The 15646-nt window shown below is 53.0% G+C and carries 14 protein-coding genes; 4 read left to right on the forward strand and 10 right to left on the reverse strand.

Annotation, left to right across the window (positions count from 1 at the left end; all coding sequences use genetic code 11):
* Positions 1-64: 64 nt before the first annotated feature.
* Positions 65-1480, reverse strand: coding sequence for an aminotransferase class V-fold PLP-dependent enzyme (locus DK510_RS18310; protein ID WP_109313300.1), 1416 nt, complete (start codon positions 1478-1480; stop codon positions 65-67).
* Positions 1481-1583: 103 nt separating this feature from the next.
* Between DK510_RS18310 and DK510_RS18315 the strand changes: the two genes are divergently transcribed.
* Positions 1584-2045 (forward strand): Lrp/AsnC family transcriptional regulator, encoded by a 462-nt coding sequence (locus DK510_RS18315; RefSeq protein ID WP_058275495.1) that lies wholly within the window; start codon positions 1584-1586, stop codon positions 2043-2045.
* A 279-nt stretch (positions 2046-2324) separates the two neighbouring features.
* Here DK510_RS18315 and rpsD read toward each other — a convergent pair whose 3' ends face one another.
* The 7 genes from rpsD to DK510_RS18350 form a co-directional block, all read right to left on the reverse strand.
* A complete protein-coding gene (gene rpsD / locus DK510_RS18320; protein ID WP_109313301.1) occupies positions 2325-2945 on the reverse strand; it encodes a 30S ribosomal protein S4 in 621 nt (206 codons plus the stop codon).
* Positions 2946-3145: 200 nt separating this feature from the next.
* Positions 3146-3646, reverse strand: coding sequence for a hypothetical protein (locus DK510_RS18325; RefSeq protein WP_109313302.1), 501 nt, complete (start codon positions 3644-3646; stop codon positions 3146-3148).
* 416 nt (positions 3647-4062) lie between these two features.
* Positions 4063-4851: a hypothetical protein gene (locus DK510_RS18330; protein ID WP_160116560.1), complete on the reverse strand. Its 789-nt coding sequence runs from the start codon at positions 4849-4851 to the stop codon at positions 4063-4065.
* Between the two features lie 306 nt (positions 4852-5157).
* Positions 5158-5910 carry a hypothetical protein gene (locus DK510_RS18335; RefSeq protein ID WP_109313304.1) on the reverse strand — a complete coding sequence of 251 codons (753 nt, stop codon included), beginning with the start codon at positions 5908-5910 and terminating at the stop codon, positions 5158-5160.
* 134 nt (positions 5911-6044) lie between these two features.
* Positions 6045-6992, reverse strand: coding sequence for a TniQ family protein (locus DK510_RS18340; RefSeq protein WP_109313305.1), 948 nt, complete (start codon positions 6990-6992; stop codon positions 6045-6047).
* Between the two features lie 3 nt (positions 6993-6995).
* Positions 6996-7994, reverse strand: coding sequence for a TniB family NTP-binding protein (locus tag DK510_RS18345; protein ID WP_109313306.1), 999 nt, complete (start codon positions 7992-7994; stop codon positions 6996-6998).
* 251 nt (positions 7995-8245) lie between these two features.
* The gene (locus tag DK510_RS18350) at positions 8246-8950 is read right to left on the reverse strand and encodes a Mu transposase C-terminal domain-containing protein (RefSeq protein WP_160116562.1); all 705 of its coding nucleotides are present in this window, start codon (positions 8948-8950) and stop codon (positions 8246-8248) included.
* A gap of 219 nt (positions 8951-9169) precedes the next feature.
* Here DK510_RS18350 and DK510_RS22870 point away from each other — a divergent pair, with 219 nt between their 5' ends.
* Positions 9170-9346, forward strand: coding sequence for a hypothetical protein (locus DK510_RS22870; protein ID WP_160116563.1), 177 nt, complete (start codon positions 9170-9172; stop codon positions 9344-9346).
* 293 nt (positions 9347-9639) lie between these two features.
* Here DK510_RS22870 and DK510_RS18355 read toward each other — a convergent pair whose 3' ends face one another.
* Complete coding sequence (locus DK510_RS18355; RefSeq protein WP_109313308.1) at positions 9640-10335, reverse strand: alpha/beta fold hydrolase; 696 nt, start codon at positions 10333-10335, stop codon at positions 9640-9642.
* A gap of 228 nt (positions 10336-10563) precedes the next feature.
* Between DK510_RS18355 and DK510_RS18360 the strand changes: the two genes are divergently transcribed.
* Both DK510_RS18360 and DK510_RS18365 read left to right on the forward strand, forming a co-directional pair.
* Positions 10564-12189, forward strand: coding sequence for a murein L,D-transpeptidase (locus tag DK510_RS18360; RefSeq protein ID WP_234999137.1), 1626 nt, complete (start codon positions 10564-10566; stop codon positions 12187-12189).
* Positions 12190-12301: 112 nt separating this feature from the next.
* Positions 12302-15046 (forward strand): AsmA-like C-terminal region-containing protein, encoded by a 2745-nt coding sequence (locus tag DK510_RS18365; RefSeq protein WP_109313310.1) that lies wholly within the window; start codon positions 12302-12304, stop codon positions 15044-15046.
* An 11-nt stretch (positions 15047-15057) separates the two neighbouring features.
* Here DK510_RS18365 and DK510_RS18370 read toward each other — a convergent pair whose 3' ends face one another.
* Complete coding sequence (locus tag DK510_RS18370; RefSeq protein ID WP_109313311.1) at positions 15058-15558, reverse strand: hypothetical protein; 501 nt, start codon at positions 15556-15558, stop codon at positions 15058-15060.
* Between the last annotated feature and the right edge of the window lie 88 nt (positions 15559-15646).

The raw sequence follows: 15646 nt of genomic DNA on the forward strand, positions 1-15646 counted from the left end.
AAGAGGCTCCGTTGTTGGAGCCTCTCATACCCGCCTCAACGCGTTGAGAAAAGCGGCAATTCCGTCACGCCGCTTTGAAGCGGGCGGTCGCCGGGTCCGCGTTGTAATAAGGGGTGAATTCTTCAGTCCGGTGGGACAGGTCATTGACGCCGTCGATGATGAACTGAACCGTCTCTTCGCTCATAAGGTACGAGAAATTCAGGCGGACCCATCCGGGTTTCTTCATCTCTTCCCCTGCGGACAATGCGGCATGCAATTCAGCGGACGTTTCACGGTCGATTTCCAGCAAGCGATGCGCATATGGCCCGGCACACGCGCAACCACCGCGCGCCTGAATGCCGTAGATGTCGCTGAGCATCCGGGTAAACAGCTGCTGATGCACCGGCTGGCCAGAGTTGTCCCGCACAAGGAAAGAATAGATCGGCAAACGATGCGGGTTTTCAGTACCTAGCAAAGTCAGGTTCGGATTGTCGCCCCACCCTTTCAATGCCATTTCATTGTACCGGGCTTCACGTTCAGCAATTTCATCCGTGCCGACGACATCCTTAACGATGAAGGCCAGCGCAGCGCGAATATCTCCGATCACATTGGGTGTTCCGGCTTCTTCCCGCGTGGCCAAATCCTCGCTGTAGTCATGGCGCCAGGGCGATACAAAGCTGACAGTGCCGCCACCAGGCCAACTTGGGCAAGTACGGCGAACTGCGTTCTGATTGACGATCAACACACCGGACGCGCCCGGGCCGCCCGGGAACTTGTGCGGGGATACTACGATGGCATCCTTGCGCGCATCTTCTGGCCCCATGTCCATCGGCAAATAAGGTCCACCACCGGCGTAATCCCAGATCGAAACAGCGCCATGAGACTTGAGCAGCCGAGTGATCGGGTCCGGGTCTGTAATGATGCCGGTTACGTTAGAGGCAGCGGAAAAAGAACCGACAATCAGATCGGAATCGGCATTGTCCACCAATGTCCGTTCAAGTGCACCGAGATCAACGCCGCCTTCGGGCGCTTCGGGGATTTCGATGACCTGCGCTTTGCTTTCCCGCCAGGGGAGGATGTTCGAATGATGCTCATACGGCCCGATCAGAACAACCGGCCGGTCAGCCCCCTCAATTCCCATCAAACTGACCAGCCGGTTAAGACCCGCAGTGGCGCCGGACCCGGTAAAGATCACCGCGTCGTCTTCCTTTGCTCCAACAATGCGGGCTATTTCCGCGCGCGCTTCGCGGCGCAGACGGGTCATATACGACCCACAATAGGAGGCCTCAGTGTGGCTGTTGGCATAAAAAGGCAGCACCACATGGGCGACAAAATCCTCTACCTGCTGCAGCGCACGACCCGAAGCGACGTAGTCCGCATAAACCAGCGGAACGTCCCCATTCAGACCGGGAATCAGAACATTCTCTCCGATCAGCCCGTCGCGCAGGGTTGAATTGCGAGTGGTGGATTGGAGGTCTGCGCGAAATTTGGACAAGGTCATGATTAATTCTCCATATTGCATCACCAAATATGATTGAATAAGGACGCAGAAACTTCACCTTTCTTTTGGTAGATTTCTATAATTTTGTGTCATATGCTTCTGTATGGCAGAAAAATTAGATCATATTGACAAGCGCATCCTTCGAGAACTTCAAACAGACGCAACACTTTCCCAGCGTGAGTTGGCGGACCGAGTCGGGTTGTCGCAAAATGCCTGTTGGCGGCGGCTGAAGGCGTTGAACGAAAATGGCGTCATTACCGGTTCGACCGCGCGGATCGCCCGCGAAAAATTGGGGCTGAGCCTTGTGGTCTTTGTTATGCTGCGCACCCGGCACCATTCGGCTGAATGGCTACAGGCATTTCGAAGCCATGTCCTAACCATCCCCGAGGTAGTGGATTTTCACCGCATTGGTGGCGACTATGACTATCAGTTGAAAGTCGTCACGCAAGATATGACGTCATATGACAAGGTGTATCAGCGATTGATCGACAAGGTCGAACTAGACAGTGTGACCTCGTACTTTGCGATGGAGGCCATCGCCGAAAGCAGGCCGCTGCCAATTTGATTCAGCGCCTTCGGCGGACTTCTTCAATGGTCAGGCTGGAATACTGCTCTTAGGTTGTTACGCGTTCAATTCAAAACACAGCCTGCGCCACCCAAGCGTGTACTTCAGCATTCCCACCCACTGCAGGCGTTCCACTGGGGCACTTCGGTGGATATTTTCTAATAGCCGAGATGCAACTTGCTGGATCAGCCTTCAAACCCAATACGCGTCATCGCATGTCCAAACAAAAAAAGGGCCGCGCAAATTGCGCGGCCCTGGAATTCTGGATGTCGGCGAAGATTAGTTCTTCGCGTAGAATTCGACGACCAGGTTCGGTTCCATGACGACCGGGTAAGGCACATCGCCCAGGCCCGGCGCGCGAACGAAGGTCGCGGTCATTTTCGAGTGGTCGGCGTCGATGTAGTCAGGCACGTCACGCTCGGCCAGAGCAGTGGCTTCCAGAACTACAGCCAGTTGCTTGGACTTGTCGCGTACTTCGATCACGTCGCCTTCTTTGACACGGTAGCTGGGAATGTTGACCCGTTTGCCGTTCACTTTGACGTGGCCGTGGTTCACGAACTGACGTGCAGCAAAGACGGTTGCAACGAACTTGGCACGGTAGACAACCGCGTCCAGACGACGCTCCAGCAGACCGATCAGGTTTTCACCGGTGTCACCGTTTACACGTACGGCTTCGGCGTAGATCCGGCGGAATTGCTTCTCGGTCAGGTCGCCATAGTAGCCCTTCAGCTTCTGCTTGGCGCGCAGCTGCAGACCGAAGTCCGACAGTTTGCCCTTGCGGCGCTGGCCGTGCTGGCCGGGGCCATATTCGCGACGGTTGACCGGGGATTTCGGACGACCCCAGATGTTTTCACCCATCCGGCGGTCAATTTTGTACTTGGCAGACGTGCGTTTGGTCACGGCTGATCTCCTTCTTTAGGTCGAGGCCCGTACAGGCCACTATGAAGGGCGTTGTCCTCTTGAGGTTTCCCCCATGACAGGAATCCCCTTACAGGGCCCACCAACACCAATGAAGCCGCGCTTATATCCGCAGAACTGGCGGAGTCAACACGGCTGTGGATTTTTTGCTATTTGCGAATGCAGTCGGCCTGATTGGAATTTTAGTCTGCTACGCTTCGGACGCCCGCAACTGCGTTTTCCCAACCATTATCCCTCGGCGACCGCGTCGGGAAAGCGACAACGGTTTGATCCCGGGGGATCGAATTGCTTTCGCTTTCAAACTCGGTATACGCACTGATCCAGAATTCCTGATCGCGCGCGGGATACCCGTTTTCAAAAACCAGCGTTGGGTTTGCATCTCCAGCGACCGAAAACAAGAGCGCCGTGTACTTTTGCGCGCCATTGGTCAGATCGATACGACCCAGCGCCCCGTCCGCCAGATTCGGCGACGGTGCTATGCTGCTTTGCAATTTTGAGGAATACGCTTCGGCCTGGCCTGACAACACAAGGCCCTGCTCGGCCGGACTGGCCAACGAAAGAGCCTGCCCACGCCACGACCATGCGGCTCCGATTTTCAAAAAAGACTGAGGCGCCGCCTCAAGTCCGTTTAACTCTGTCTGCGTCCACGAAATGGATATGCGACCGCTGTCCCCGGCTGTCATTGTATCCGCCTGCACCTTTCAACAAATCACTGCTTACTGCACCTTTTTATCAGGACAGAATCTGGCGGAAAAGAGACCGAAGTTCAACAATCACGCAAATGTTTCCGGTGTGTCAAGTCAAACTGAGACTAAAACTGAAAAAACTCAACCTTAGATTGTTAATGGCAAAAAAGCGACGGACCAGCCTCAAGAAATTTTAAAACGATTCTCCGCGCAAATATTTGTTTTTAAATTGTAAACTATTCCCAGTGCATTCGCCTCTTATGCACCACCGTTTCCGAGCCACATTTTGGAAACCATGATGTTTCGGCTCATCCAAACCTATCTGGGCATCCGATTTTAGCCGTCCGATCGTTGCAATACAGCAACTAAATTGGGCAGTGGTACCAATCTGGGCCAACCCTTGCTTCAACTCATCAATGGATGCCATTCGACCGCTTCAGCTTGTCCAAGTAAGCTCGTCTCGCGGCCGCCACCTCTTCATCGCTCAAATTCGATCGGTTCAGGTCCAGAAAATAGTCTGTGCCTCCGGCTGGCTGGACGTTCCCATTGTCACTTGTGATGAGCCTATCGGATCTCACGTTTAGAATGGACAGCGCCTTGATCAACGGGAAATCGTGATCGCCCAGACCAGAAACGTTGACAGATTCCACCTCGGCGCGCGGTGAAACCGCCTCTTTCACGCGGCGGACCACCGCCTCAAGATCTGCACCCTGTTGCAACGCCTTGCCGTATTGTGACAGATCCTCGCGGATTCTGTGGCTGCTAAGGTTTTGCCAATACGTACTTCTTATCCAATCGGCCGCGTTTCTGGTCGTAAACAGATAGATTATGCGATCCGCGTCATCAGTCAGGCGCAAGACCTCATCCAACAGAGTTTTGGCAAGAACGTGCGTTTGCTCATATGACCAAACTCCTTTGCGACCGGGGATCAAACCAGCGAATTCTTCATTGCTGATCAGCAGGGGTTTGCCACCTTGGTCCGCAAAAGGCTTCAGAGCCTCGCGAACGATTGTTCCGAAATTGCGAAGGGTGCGATCCTTGGGGGAGACCGCATACCGCCGTGCAGCCAGGCTGGCTTCTTGTAAGTCATCAGGCAATAGAACATTCACGCGATCTTTCAGGTATTCCCGATTTTTCGAGAGCGTCTTTTGCAGGGTCGTTGTGCCCGTTTTATGGAAACCTTGATGAATTACGACCTTCAATACACTACGTCCCGTTCGTCCTTGGCCTGCGTGCTGCTGGGCTTTCAAAAAAATGCCAAACCTGCTCAACACAGGCTTGGCACTTCTTTGGTCAGACCAATCTGAAACCGTGAAGCGCCAACCCATTAGAACCTAGGACACACGGGTGTTTCTCTGAAAGTAACGGGAAATTCTTGCCGTATTAAAAGTACCGGCGGCCAAATCACCCATACGACAAGGTCATTTCCGCCCACCGAAATAAGTCACTTGCCACAAAAAAAACCGCTCAAAAGAGCGGTCTAGGTCGAAAATCTGTAGGTTTTGTCGTCAGAGGTCGGAGATTCGATAGAACTCGGCACCAGCAATCTCTGGGTCCCAAACAGGTCTAAGACCCTTGGCGGCCAATTTGTTGCGTTGGCGTTCGGGCTCACGATTCCAATATCCGTCAATTGTTGAGAGTTTTCGGAAGCGGCTCTCAAACTTGCGCAGGCTTTTGTAGTCTACCAGTTCGCGCATGACCCCCATATGGCGAACTTGTCCACAGGCTTCCAAGGCGAGCTGGCCATCCGGATCCTTTGATTGCAATAAGAACCGTACGGTATCCGCGATGCCCCCTAGCTTTAGCGCGGCCTGAGAGACGGTAAGCCCCGCCCGCCCGGACTTTGCCCCAATCAAGAGAGCGACTTTTTCGAGGTTGACGAGTACTGATTGAAACTTGAGCTGCTCTGGTAGAAGCTCTACTTTTTGAAGGTGTCCATCTAGTAGCAAAGACAAGACTTCCATAGTGGGTGCTTTCAGAGCGCCTGCTGTATCACCAATGTTTGACATACCTTCGCTTGGTTTAGCGACTGAGCGACCAGACCGGCGCATCGCTGCGATTAGTTTACTAAGGTCATTCACGTCGACGCCCTTGTGACGCCCACTGGCGTCGCCATCATCTTGAATGACCGATCTTAGAATACCGCTCTTTAGCAATAGGGCGGCCTGAGGGCGGGAACATCCGATATGATGCGGAATCTTGGCGACCGGAATGGCCCGGATCAGCTTTTCAATGAGAGGTTCAGCGAGCTCGGCGGGCAAGGTTCTCCGTTCATCAGCGTCCTCGCAGGCAAGAGGCAGAAGACCTGACTTTCGTAGCGCTAGTGCCGTTGTTCCATGGTTCAATCTGTATTTGGCTGACAGCGATGCCACAGTATGCCGTCGGGGCCGATCCACTACCGTACCAAGTAGATTTGTTCCGGCCGGTACGTGGAACCGATCCAAAACGAAGTCGCGAAGCACATCTCGAATGGGTCCGACGGGCTTTTCGTTCTTCTTGAACCGAACCCATTCATAAAGCCTGCCAAACGTTCCCTTCGGGCGAAGCAAATAGGCTTTTTCCGTGGGCGCCGATAGATTAAGTCGAGCCCATCGTAAATTCCATTCTTCCCACGCGAGGTGAACTCAAACCCGACTCGACCAGCAGTATCCCAGTCATCTTCGGTAAGGTTAGACAGAGATACATTGGGTCCGAATTCGATGCATGCACCCAGCATCTCGGTCGCTCGGGAGGCCAAATCAATCTGCTGAGAATCCATCCAGTGATTACCTTCGGCACTCTCAAACCGAGCATTGACATAGAGTTGCAGCCGCGATGGGGATCTTGGTTTGGACGCGCTCAAGTATTGCTCTAGCATGCTCCGGTCACCGGCGACATTCGTGTAATCTCGAATGATATCCCAGGCTTTTTCAGCCTGCTTCTTGACGAGAGGCAAGTTATGGATGGCACAAGTTCGGATGGGGGCAAATGCCCAGTTGATCCGCAGGAAACCAAGGCTTAGGTCACTTACTGCATTTTCGATGTCGGACAACATGCAGGCGGGGCAGAACTGCATGCAGCCCAGATCCAAGAACTCGCGATAAAACTGTTCCTTCTTGAACTGAAACAGTCGGTCAGACACTTTTTCGAATGCGCCCAAAGCCAACACATTCATGGGAACGCCGGTAACCTCGACCAGGCGTTCGTGCGCCTGACGCTTTCCTGAGATCAAATCAAGTTGCGGCACTCCGATGAGCTTCAAAAATTCTGATGCTTCCAAACCACAATGAAACAACCCGATGCGGCGTACCCAGGACACAACACTTTCGTCGGGCATTAGGGGCAGAACAGAGCGCAACATCATGAGCTATTTCCATCCTACCTGGCGCTGTTGTCGAACTGTGCGTGCTGCCTCAAAATCTTCGGCACCGGCGTCGAGTTCAATGGATGCCCAGTTTGGAGACACTAAAACATTCTGCTCCCACTGACACCCCTCCTGCATTCCCCAAGCTTGGGCAAAGTGCATCACAGTCAGTTCGGAAGCGTTTTCTTCAACGGCGCATTCAATCGCGTTAAGAATGGTTTCCACCGCCCGCCCAAATCGTCGTCGGCTTGCGTGAATCAATCGGCCAGCAAGTGAATTGTCGGCTTCAACATGCAAGCCAATCTCGCCGGAGAAGAACTCGATGAGGTGCAGCAAGTTTCCATCGTCCAGACCCGGCGCGAGTGGGGCTGGCACGACCTTCGTAAAGCGGCGGTTCACTTGTGGATCGTAGCTGGTGATTTCTGCAAGCCTCTCGGTCCCGCTGAGGATCGGGATTACGGCGGAATCGTTTTGCATCAGGGTTTTGAGCATCTTGAGCATGTCATCGATTTCGCGGGCGGAACCCGAAAGGAACATGTCCTGCGCCTCGTCGAACCAGAGCACTACGATATCGAGGAGAGTCAGCCGATGACGCGCAATGTGCCAGATTTCCCAAGCGGTTGTACTGGCGGCCACGTGATTCAAGCCGGTTGCAGTCAAAACAGCGCGCCCTAAGCTCTTTAGCGAGGCCGGGCTTGGCACCTGGATTCTGAGATAACGCGGCCAATCCTCGCCTTGCTTGTCTTGAAGCGCAGGGTGTCGCGACAAAGCACGGTTGACGGCCGTTGTTTTCCCGCCCCCGGCAGCTTCGATGATTGCGATGCCACGTGTTTCAAGGTTGCCGGTAAACCGCACAGCTCGCGGCAAGCAGTTACCCTGTTCATCGCGCTCCAGAAGGCGGTTGAGTTGCCGCAGAATCTGCTTATCCCGGTCAGTTTCTACGTGGTAAGTTCGCAGTTCCATCAGGGACTTGAACTTCATAGCATTCTCGGCTTCAGTCATCGTTCATCGCCTTTTGTGATTTTCCAGGTTGGCCGTGGAGCCGGTTCTTCTGCCCGTTGGGCGTCGCCAGCCAACGGACCTTGCACCTCATCAATTTCGATTGGAGAGATAATTTCTCCGTAGCCGTCAGTAGGTGGGTTGGTCGAATTACCCGTGGATGAAACGTTGAACCCGACAAAGAGGGAATCTTCGAGGTTTTTGACCCGTTCAGGGGACCAGTTTTGCGAAATCAGACCGAATTCCAGCGAGCGCTACTGGTTCATCATATTGATCGCATCGATTGCTTCGAAGACCACACGATCTCGCCATTTGAGCGCCTTTTGGTCTTTCGTGCGGAGGCTGCGTCGCGCCTCCATCCAAACTTGCGCGTGTACGCCAGAAAACCCACAATGGCTTGCTTGGACCGTCTCCCAGATGTCACCAAGCCGCACTTCGATGGAACCAATATCGTCTGGTAGCCACCGCACTTCGACTTCAGCGTTACCATACCGAGTGAACCAAGCGGCAAGTCCCTCAAAATGGTAGCAAACACCAAGTACGGTGACACCATTCTTACTGACTTTGCGACAGAGGCGAGCTCCAAAAGCAAGCCTCTGGTGCTTCTCATGCGGTGCTGCTCGCAAAGGATAGTTCCCTGCATCGTGGCCGGTTCTCCATTGCTCCAGAGGGGTGCGCGCCCCCAATCCGGAATGGGGCGTATTGTGATAGATATCGACGATCCAACGCACCAGCGCGTAACAAAGGTCTTCAGATGTAAGGCAAGCGCGATCTTCAGAGGGATGATCTCCCCGCTCAAGAACTGATGAGAAAGTTCGACCTTTCAATCGATGCAGCAGCGTCAGCCCAGCCGTCCGAAACAGACGTTCGACTGTTCCGCGCATATCTGGTTCGAAAAATTGCCGAGTTGGCTGTACGGGAGATTGAAGCAACGTCTGACGATGAGCAGGATGGGTCACCAGATGACACCCAACAAAACGAAAATAAGGAGACGGAGCTGGTCTCCCGTCCTTCTGCACCAATGCAAACTACTCGCGCTGGAGGACGAGCTTGTTTGCAGAATTAAAGCCTCTCCTTGTGAAGCGCTCGCACGCCCGGGAACTGGCTTTCCTAGAGCTACTAGGTAATATGCAAAGTTAGCCAATTGCCCGAAAGCCCAGATACAGAGGGGAATAGGAATGCCAGAAGAAAGGCCCAATGAAACGACTGAAGAATTCGAGAAACGCAGCGAGGTAGACGCCATCACGGTGGCCTTTCTCCTACTCAAAGCAGCTCAGCTCGCCTCAGAGGACCAGCTAACGCGAAAAAGCATGACCGCCGATGAGTGGAACAAACTCGCCCCAAAGCAGGTCTAGCAAGGGTCAGTGCCAGCGTTTTCTAAAATGTGCGCTATAGGCCGCTACCAGCCCTAAGCGGACATACAAAAACCGAACTTTACAATTCCAGCTGTACGGTCAGGAGCCGCCCGAAGCTGGTGCATTGAGATCAATGCCAGTTGATCAGTTGAGACGCGGGACAACCTGCGGCGCTGCGGCACATCTTCCCCCGAAGCGGTGGTTGAAGTAGGACAATCGGAATGGAAGCAATAACCATTCTAATACGGGCGATTTCGCTGTCTGCCAACTCGTGCAGGAATCGGCGGCCACGTTCAAATTGCGGACATTAGAATTCGGGCCAAGTCTTCAGGCCTATCGATCATCACGTAGTGCCCGAATGGCACCGAAATCGCTGTCCACCCCGACTGATGCTGGTATCGCTCAAAAAACGGTTGGCCAAGCCCTGGGACCCAGCCGGTGGCATAGATGTAGGTCCGCTTTACCACCTCGGCTCCGCCGCTCACCAGTTGCATCGGTTGCTCAAATGTCTTGAGTGGTTGCGCGACGTTTCGGCGGTCCACCCACGCACAGTCTGCTCCATTCACCGAAAAAGCCTCCGCTGGGCCCGGCGCGACTTTACCATCGGCGGCACCATCACGAAGCCCTGCCGCGATATCCGCAGGCAAAACATCCAAGGCCGCCTGCCCATCGCCCGGTACGAGCGCATCGAGGTACACAAGTGAGCGAATGTGGCCGGGCGCTCTATCCGCGACTCCGGTGACAACCATGCCGCCATAGCTATGACCACACAAAACAATGTCTGAGAGTTCTTCGCACCTGATTACCCCCAGGACATCTTCGATATGCATGGCCAGATCGGTTTCGTCACTCACGAGGTGAGCACGTTCACCCAACCCTGTCAGTGTCGGGGTGAAAACGTCGTGGCCGTCCCTGCGCAGAAGGGCGGCTACGCGAGCCCAGCACCATCCCCCTTGCCACGCTCCATGGACCAATACAAATGTCGCCATAACCCGCCCAACTCTGTCGATACTGCAATGACAGTAGATTCAACAGGGCCGCCTCGTCCACAGGATCGTTTGGACGTTCAGCGTCAATCCCCTGCATATTCACACAGCTCTCGAACCCTCCAATCAAATGGCCACACCAAAATCATAAATTACGATTTGATTATACATTATGTATGAGTATCCTCCCACATAGAGACAGCATATAGCGCGAAGCTGCAGGAGGTATTGGTGGGTCACGGTAAGTCGTTAGTCGCGATTTCGCTAATTGCATTGGTAACAATATTCCCCAACCCAAGTGTCGCAAACGAGATATCAGAGCAGATTGCTTCTCTACTCGGTGCCAAGTTGGACGTGAGTAGCACGCTACCTGACAGAAAGAGCTTGGATGCTGAAATCCTAGTGCCGCGTTTCTACGAAGAGAGGGACTTCACTCCTGCGTGGACACGCGATGAATTGTCAGACGAACTCTTTGATGAGTTGGATAGTGCAATAGAACAGGGCTTCAGACCGGAAGATTTTGACTTAGCTGAGCTTCAAGCCGCATTTAAGGCCGCCCAAAGTGGGGATGTCTCTAATCAAGCATTGTTCGATATTCTGGCAACTGACGCTGCTGTGAAACTGGTTCATCATTTGGTGTTTGGGAAAGTCGACCCAAATGCACTGGACGACGATTGGAACTTCTCAAAACCGGTAATTCAACAAGACCCAGCCGTTGTCCTAAATCAGTTTCTTCAAGGTGAAGGTTTTAGCGCTTTAATCGAACGCATCGATATCGACAATGCGCAGTATATGATGCTTGTCGAAGCACTGAGTAAGTATAGGGCCATTGCTTTACAGGGCGGTTGGACCAATGTTCCGGATGAAACCGTTCTTAAACCAGAGATGGTGGACCCTGCTGTCGCTAAGCTGCGCGAAAGGCTGGCGGCAGAAGGCTTCGTTGAAACAAGCGGTTCTTCTGAAAATGGTGAAAATGGCATAAACACAGCTTGGGTTTACGACGATAACTTGGTGAAATTAGTCAAATCTTTTCAGAGTCGGCATGGATTAGAAGCCGATGGGGTCATTGGCGGTAAGACGTTCGCATCGCTAAACAAACCGGTGGAAGATCGAATTAACAAGCTGCGTCTCAGCTTGGAACGTGGCCGCTGGCTTATGCGGGAAGTCGACGACGAATTCGTGCTGGTGAACATTGCAGGAGCCCGCACATATTTAGTCACATCGGATGGCACGCTTTGGACCACTAGATCAATCACAGGGTCAGCCTATCGAAAGACCCCAGTGTTCCGAGACGAAATCAAGTATATGGAATTCAATCCCACCTGGACCGTTCCCGCCTCGATTTTTCGTAAAGACAAACTTTCGCGCATCCGCAAGGATCCTGCCTATCTGACACGCAACAACTATGTCGTTCGGAACAAGGATGGCCAGACAATCCCCGCAAACGCTGTAAACTGGGGGGCGAAGAACCCCGGCGTGACCCTGGTTCAGCAACCGGGCCCAGACAATGCGCTGGGTTTGGTTAAGTTCATGTTTCCAAACAAATATAGTGTATACTTGCACGACACAAACGACAAAACCCTTTTTGACCGAAACGAGAGAAATCTCAGTTCCGGCTGCGTTCGCCTTGAGTATCCGTTCGAGTTCGCGAGCCTTCTGATGGAGGGAGAGCCAGATTGGAGCCGAAAGAAGATGCAGTCTATTTTGGATAGCGGAAAGACGACGCGCGTTGATCTACCTGAGCCAATGCCAGTTCTTTTGACATACTGGACAGCGTGGGTCGAAGACGGGGTCGTTCATTTCCGCGAGGACCCATACGAACGGGATGCCCGTATCCTGGCAGCTTTGGACCGATGAGCACGAAATGCGCGGCGCGCGCGAACCGAATTATGTGCCCATCTAGTCCAGCAGATTGGCGAACGCCGAATTGAAGATAGACAAAACGGCGTAGGCGACGACAGGGGGATGCATGAGGACTTGGCTGTTTAGAACAATTGGGATTGTCGTACTACTTGTGTTTGCAACAATCACACTTGTTTGGTTGCTACTTGCTGCGCCGCTATTCTCGGAGATGCGACGTGACCTGGTCGAAAAAGTCCTTTCTGAACAAATCGGACAACCGATTGTGGTTAATGACGATGTAAGTGTCGCGCTTGGACGCATTACCCACATTTACGTCGGTGGTGTGGTTATCCCGAGCCAAACAATGCCGGAAACATCTCTTGCAGAATTGAACCTTCTGGAACTGGAATTGGATGTTGCTGCTTTGGCCAATCGACGTCTGCACTTTGACAACCTCGTCGTTGACGGTCTCCAGGCGAATTTCCTTACAGCTGCTGACGGCACTACAAGTTGGCGAATAGGCCGACCGACGCCTAAAGCTGAACCCGAAAACGCCACGGAAGAGGACAATCAAGAGGCTATAGCTGAGACAGGCGGGTCCAATGAGGGCGACCCAGAAGGTAGCGGGATCCTCTCATTCCTGAGCGACAAGAATGTAGCTTTCACATCCATTGGGTTGAACATTGATGATCAAACCTCTGGCTTTTCTTTCGTGTTTGACCTCCAGTCTCTCGCTCTGGAACAGGTAGACGAAGGGCAAAGAACAAAGGTCTCTGGGTCCGGCTCCGTCAACAGTCAAAGTTTCGAAATCGAGGGTGACTATCCTCATAGCGCACCGTTTACGACGCGCGCAAATTTTGGCGAAATGACGGTGAGCTACGACGGCAAACCATTTTCGGAAAGCGAGGGAGGCGGCTATCGTGCCATCTTGCAGATGGACACTGGTGAGTTCGGTGACTTTCTTGAAGTCATTGGGCTGGAGCGAGTTCTGGAAGGGAATGGCCAGTTGCAAGCAGAGCTTGTTTCTCAGGATGCTCTGAAAATCGAGACCTTTACGACCACCGTAAACCTTGAGGACGGACAGCAACTTACAGCAGAAGGATCGATAGAAGACTTCTACACAGCTCGGGGCGTTGATCTGTTATTCGACGCGCGGCTTTATCCTGAGGGGCAGCCGCCGAACGCAGCAAAGAGTTTCCAGGAGCTGAAGTTCACAGCCTTTGAAATGCACATGGTGGGCTCACTTGCATCTTTCGAGTTCGAGAAACTTCTGTTCCAAACTAACGCATTTGACCAAGGCCTGGACGTAATCGGGCCAGCCTCTATTGAACGCATTCGCCGCATGCCCGATGGTCGGCTTGCGATGCTGGGCATCGCCTTACAGGCTGGACCCATTGAGGACCCAATTCTAAAGGCCGACGGCGAAATTCTCGACCTGCTTCAGCTTCAGGACGTGACCTTCGATGGCACACTCAACGGGCCGGCCAAATTGATTTTGCCAAATATGGATGAAGATTTTGTCGATCAGCTCGGTGGCATAAATGCCGACTTCAGCTTGTCCAATGAAGGAGGGCCTGTTTCGCTCAACAGGTTTAACGCAACCACCTATGGCACAGATCTTTGGGCGCTTGACCTCGCGCTATCGGTCAGCGAATTGAAAGGGCTGTCAGGCCTTGATTTTGACGTGGAACTGGATGTCAGCGACGGAGCTAGTTTTCTGACTGCGCTCAAATTGCAACCTGTCGAGATTGGCGCACTTGCCGTCGATGCAGTGACGTCGAAGCAGGGCGAGGACTTCACCGCCTCAATCGAGTTTGAAGCCGGTTCGTCACACCTTCTGGCCGCTTTGGATGCAAAATTTCCGGAGGGCGCTTCTGTAATTCGCGGAAACGTTGCGAGTAAAAGGCTCGATTTGAACGATCTAAAAAACCTGACCGCCACGTTGGACCAGCTTAAGAGCTTGGTAGGCGACGCTTCAAAAGATCTTGAAGCCGACGTACAGCCCTTGGTTCTACCGAAGGAAACCAACGTACAGCCCCTGGTTTTACCAAAGGAGAAAGGAAAGCCTGCCGATCTTCTGGATGTGCGGCGCGTACTGAGAGAGGCTGACGTCGAGGTACAAATCGACTTTAAGGAGATTGTTGGCCAACAAGGCGTAACTTCTGTTTCCAGCCAATTGTCTGCAAAAGAAGGAACCGTAGATTTTGGCCCGCTCAAGATGACATATGGCGGTGGAAACTTCAGCCTAAGGGCAGTGATGAATCTGATTGACTCACCTGATTGGCTCTCCTTGTCGGGGTCAACTTCAGGATGGGAATTCGGAGAGATTCTCGAAGAACTGGGTATCGGGATAGATGCCTATGGACGTTTGAGTGGTGAATTTAACGTTTCGGGCAGTACCGCGTCTGGCAAAGCGTTTGTGAATTCCATGCGCGGCAATGCTTCTTTGTCGATGTCACAAGGCTATGTCAGCACCAGCCTTCTGGAGTTGGCAGGCCTTGGTATTTTCCCTTGGCTGTTCTCAGAGGAACTCCGTCAAGGTTACACGGACATAACATGCGTTGTGGCACCAATTAACATCGAAGCCGGCCGGGTAAGCTCAGACTCCATCGTGGTTGAAACGGGTTCTGTTCAATTGGTGGCCAAGGGCCAAGTGGATTGGGTCAAAGACACTATTGGGATCAGGGCGGAACCTCGTCGTGTAGGCAAACCGCTATCCCGTAGCGCGTGGCCGTTTGACGTGACTGGCCAACTTTCGTCACCGAATTTCAAGTTGGATGTGGGTGGATCTAGAAACAAGGCTCCGGAAGGCGCTGATGCGATGCCAGCAAACAGGCAACCGTGCGTGCCAGACATAACTCAACTGCAATAGTCGGTCACGACCTAGTTCTTGAGTGGTTCAGGCTGTTCTGCCTGACACGCCAAAACGGCCTCGATGGCTTTTGAAGACCCACTCAGATCAAGTTCTACTTCGGTCCCACTTTCACCAATTATCATGACGCTTTGGCGTTTCCCGAATTCGGTTACAAACGCAGGGTTGTCGAAAAAGGCATACCCCCCGGGGACGCCATTTTTAAAAACACCTACGGCTTCGCCTTCAAACTTTGCGTCACCAAAATCGAAGTTCACGATGCCGGTCGACCCGTCCTCAATCTGAACCCAGGCCGGATTATAGGCGGCGAAGAAACCGCCAGCCTGATTGGGTGCGACGCCAATTTCAATTGTCATGTCGTCTTCGAAAGGCTTCCACGCGAGGCAGCCATTTCCTTTCTCGGAGTCGATCAAAATTTTCCAGTCGCCGGACTCACCCCACGGCTCCATACCAGCGGCAACAGCGCCACTCGCGAGAAGCGTTACTATTGCGGTAAATGTCCAATTGATCATCTGGAACCCCAAAACGTTCTGAAAACTATTGCATTAATCCTACCCATTGCTCTGGATCAATCAAACTAATCCGACAACCTGCAAGGGC

The sequence above is a fragment of the Ruegeria sp. AU67 genome, from assembly GCF_900312795.1.
In the GTDB taxonomy this organism is placed as follows: Bacteria; Pseudomonadota; Alphaproteobacteria; order Rhodobacterales; family Rhodobacteraceae; genus Ruegeria; species Ruegeria atlantica.

Excerpts from the sequence above, each read along its gene's own strand:
- DK510_RS18310 (WP_109313300.1), bottom strand. The coding sequence starts at position 1,480 with ATGACCTTGTCCAAATTTCGCGCAGACCTCCAATCCACCACTCGCAAT.
- DK510_RS18315 (WP_058275495.1), top strand. The coding sequence starts at position 1,584 with ATGGCAGAAAAATTAGATCATATTGACAAGCGCATCCTTCGAGAACTT.
- DK510_RS18325 (WP_109313302.1), bottom strand. The coding sequence starts at position 3,646 with ATGACAGCCGGGGACAGCGGTCGCATATCCATTTCGTGGACGCAGACA.
- DK510_RS18340 (WP_109313305.1), bottom strand. The coding sequence starts at position 6,992 with ATGATGTTGCGCTCTGTTCTGCCCCTAATGCCCGACGAAAGTGTTGTG.
- DK510_RS18345 (WP_109313306.1), bottom strand. The coding sequence starts at position 7,994 with ATGACTGAAGCCGAGAATGCTATGAAGTTCAAGTCCCTGATGGAACTG.
- DK510_RS22870 (WP_160116563.1), top strand. The coding sequence starts at position 9,170 with ATGCCAGAAGAAAGGCCCAATGAAACGACTGAAGAATTCGAGAAACGC.
- DK510_RS18355 (WP_109313308.1), bottom strand. The coding sequence starts at position 10,335 with ATGGCGACATTTGTATTGGTCCATGGAGCGTGGCAAGGGGGATGGTGC.
- DK510_RS18365 (WP_109313310.1), top strand. The coding sequence starts at position 12,302 with ATGAGGACTTGGCTGTTTAGAACAATTGGGATTGTCGTACTACTTGTG.
- DK510_RS18370 (WP_109313311.1), bottom strand. The coding sequence starts at position 15,558 with ATGATCAATTGGACATTTACCGCAATAGTAACGCTTCTCGCGAGTGGC.